The 3374-nt window shown below is 51.5% G+C and carries 4 protein-coding genes; 1 reads left to right on the top strand and 3 read right to left on the bottom strand.

The annotated features are described in order from the left end of the window. Window positions 1-94: 94 nt before the first annotated feature. The 3 genes from H4J77_RS19240 to H4J77_RS19230 all read right to left on the bottom strand — a co-directional run bounded on the left by H4J77_RS19240 (window position 95) and on the right by H4J77_RS19230 (window position 1443). A complete protein-coding gene (locus H4J77_RS19240; protein WP_182250046.1) occupies window positions 95-349 on the bottom strand; it encodes a DUF5676 family membrane protein in 255 nt (84 codons plus the stop codon). A 95-nt stretch (window positions 350-444) separates the two neighbouring features. Then, window positions 445-1113 carry an isoprenylcysteine carboxylmethyltransferase family protein gene (locus H4J77_RS19235; protein ID WP_182250044.1) on the bottom strand — a complete coding sequence of 223 codons (669 nt, stop codon included), beginning with the start codon at window positions 1111-1113 and terminating at the stop codon, window positions 445-447. A 132-nt stretch (window positions 1114-1245) separates the two neighbouring features. Next, window positions 1246-1443 (bottom strand): YHS domain-containing protein, encoded by a 198-nt coding sequence (locus H4J77_RS19230; protein WP_182250042.1) that lies wholly within the window; start codon window positions 1441-1443, stop codon window positions 1246-1248. A gap of 153 nt (window positions 1444-1596) precedes the next feature. On the opposite strand from H4J77_RS19230, the gene H4J77_RS19225 reads away from it, so the two are divergent. Then, on the top strand, window positions 1597-2955 hold the full coding sequence (locus H4J77_RS19225) for a cyclopropane-fatty-acyl-phospholipid synthase family protein (RefSeq protein ID WP_220469443.1): 1359 nt from the start codon (window positions 1597-1599) through the stop codon (window positions 2953-2955). Window positions 2956-3374 lie beyond the last annotated feature (419 nt).

The raw sequence follows: 3374 nt of genomic DNA, 5'->3' as shown, positions 1-3374 counted from the left end.
AAGCTGAGGCCTTGGGCATGACTAACTTGAATGGTGGCACGCTCTGCAACGCTGAGTTCGGAATAAGACATAGGGCAGCACCGTACCGGAAAGGTCAGGTGTTGCACTCAGTTTTTGCCGCCGCCCAGCCATACAGATAGACCTCCGCCATACCAATCAGGAACCCTGACCATGTCAGCCATTCGAAGCCGGGTAATAAGGGCGCCCAAGCCTCATACATACGCACCTGACCAGGAACAAGCAGACCAAAGCCCACGCACAACAAATAACTGACAAGCAGTAGCAACGAAAGGCTGTTACCCACCGGCAAAATGCGTAAGGAATGGACGCCGTTATTCGAGTTATCCATGTTCGACTTCCTCTTCTATGTTGCGCTGCGTGCTAATAAGCTAACGGGCAGGCTGCTTACCCATCAGAGCCGTGAGCTTAGTGCAAAAATAACGCTCATGCTGCGTCATCGTCACTACTAACCCGTGAAGCTGCAGCGAGCTGACGCCAACTGCCCCAGCGGGGGACGAACATTGGCACCTGCTCCTGATACGCGCGGTACGTGTCACCGAATTGCTTGAGCACTTGCTGCTCCTCACGTCGAGCCAACCAGGCGTAAACAAGCACGATAATTGGCAAAAGACCGACTGAAAAAAGTGTTGGCCAGTGCACCACTCCTTCTCCGAACAAAGCAATAAACAGCCCGGTGTATTGCGGATGCCGCACATAAGCGTATAAGCCATCTGTCACCAGTCGATTCTCGCCTCGCGCCTTATGGACCTGACGCCATCCCTGAATAAAAAGGCCTATTCCAAGAAAAGCGATCGCGTAGCCAAGAATCATTGAGATCAACATTCCGGTTTCACCTATCCCTAATAGGGTCGACCATAAGCTAGCACTGACGTATTCGCTGTCTAAACCGAAAAAACGAACCAACAAATAGATGGTGAGAGGGAATCCGTACATTTCTGCATAAAGCGCAATGATAAAGGCTTGAACCACCCCCGCTCCAGCCCATTCTCTCCAGTTCTTGGGAGCGAAATAGCGATAAAAGAACCAAGACACCAAAACGATAACGATCAGTGTTATGCCCCATGCTCCAGCGTGATTGAATGATTCATTCATGGCTTTATTTACCTGTATTAATGATAGTTATCGTCATTGGCTTGTGTTCAAAAAAAGCTGGGTGGGCGAGACAGGGTTGCCGAAAACAATGGACTGCCACGATACAATTGTGAACAGAATGCAGTAGTGGTATTACTCCGAGCGCACTCCATGCTGACGATGAGACCGGATATATCTATCGGGCTCGGCCTCGAATGTCTCCCGACAAGCTCCACAACAGAAGTAATAGACTTTGTCTTCGTGAGTGAACTGATCAACTGCGGCGCTGGGGCTGACCTCCATGCCACAAACCAGATCTTTGTGACTGCGTTCGTTTCTTTCTCGCTTCACTATTGACCCCTTTACTCCCGGCGTGATCAGAGCGAGCCGGGGTTGGCGCAGTGTAATACTGCTTTATTCAACCCTATCGCACTAATTCCGCCCTTTTACTGATCTGCATCAATTAAGCCACCAATCCATCGTCCGTATATTGATTGAAAAACCATGACCTACCATGCTTACTTCGGCACCACAATCCAAGGTCGAATATCTCTGGTAAGTAATTTTTTCAACTGCTTTAAGAAAGATAGCAATAAGGAGAAAACGATGTGGGCAAGATTGCTTTCAATTTTTTTGAAGCGCCTGATTACACAGGGAGACTTGGTTGTCGTCTACCCTGACGGACGGTCAATGCGATACAGTAACGGGGCGACATCCACAGTCACCATGCGTTTTCACGAGCACTCCTTACCACGCAAACTCCTGATCAATCCGGATCTCGCATTGGGCGATGCGTATATGGACGGCACACTCACTGTCGACCAGGATGATATCTACGGGTTGATCGAGCTGCTGGTCGTTAACCTGACGCTTCAGCCCGACATATGGCACCATCGCTGGCTAGCTAACCTCCGGCGGCTTTGCCGCAGGCTCGCGCAGTTCAACCCTGCCGGGCGAGCTCGACGCAACGTGGCGCATCATTACGATCTGTCCGGTGAGCTATACGATTTATTCCTGGACGCCGACCGTCAATACTCCTGCGCCTATTTTCGAGAAGCGGGTGACACTCTTGAAACAGCGCAGAGGAACAAGAAAGCGCTGATCGCCACCAAACTCCTGTTGGCGCCAGAACAACGGGTTCTCGATATTGGCTGCGGATGGGGCGGACTCGGGCTTCATCTCGCTCGTGACTATGGTGCCCGCGTCACCGGGGTGACCCTCTCGCATGAGCAACACAAGATCGCGGAAGATCGTGCTCGGACCGAAGGTTTTGGCGACCGCGTGCAATTCTGTCTGCAAGACTACCGCGATATCGACGGCACTTTTGATCGTATCGTATCAGTCGGCATGTTCGAGCATGTCGGGGTTCCACACTACAAGGAGTTCTTCGCGACCCTGCGAGACCGCCTCAAAGACGATGGTGTCGCACTGCTGCACACGATCGGCCGGGCCGATGGGCCGGGATCAACCAATCCCTGGATTACCCATTATATTTTTCCCGGTGGCTACAGCCCTGCCCTATCAGAGGTACTTGCCATCGTGGAACAGTCTGGTCTCTATGTTACCGATGTCGAAGTGTGGCGGCTTCACTATGCGGAGACGCTGAAGGAGTGGCGCAACCGTTTCGAGGCCAAACTGGACCAAGTACAGTCAATCTATGACGAGCGGTTCTGTCGCATGTGGCGGTTCTACCTTGTTGCCAGCGAAGTAGCATTTCGACACAACGGCCATGTCGTCTTTCAAATCCAGCTTGCCAAGAAACAAGACGCGGTACCGCTCACTCGTGATTATCTGACGATCCGCGAGAGGCTAGACGACTCGGCTACCAACGCCGGAGTGAACGCCAGTCGCCCGTACCGTTAACGAGACCCTATTGCCCCACCCGACTCCCCAACTGTTACTCAACATCAGAGTTAAACTCAAATGAAAGATGGAGGGACCACGGCATGAATAAAACACAGACCCAAAGAACACGGATTGATATGATTAGCACATACATCCCGATTTTCAGAGAAAGACTCGCCAAGTTAGAACAACGTGGGCGAGGACATTGCGAAGAAGCGCAGAAGCTAAGACAGACTGGTAGCCCAGGCTGAGAACGAGAGCCCCTTGCCCGCACTGATAAAAATCGGATGTTCGTGTCTCTCTAAGAATAGGGGCGGTTGCAGGAGCTGAGTGCAACACGGTTATTGAATTGACGCAGGAGCATCATATTGCATAGCCAAGGCTTTCTGCATCACTTCGCTCATGACTTCGATAGGACATTTGAAATCGAAGCGCTT

It is taken from the genome of Pseudomonas sp. 5Ae-yellow, from assembly GCF_014077575.1.
Taxonomy (GTDB): Bacteria; Pseudomonadota; Gammaproteobacteria; order Pseudomonadales; family Pseudomonadaceae; genus Halopseudomonas; species Halopseudomonas neustonica.
This window is presented reverse-complemented; position numbering and strand designations above follow the sequence as displayed.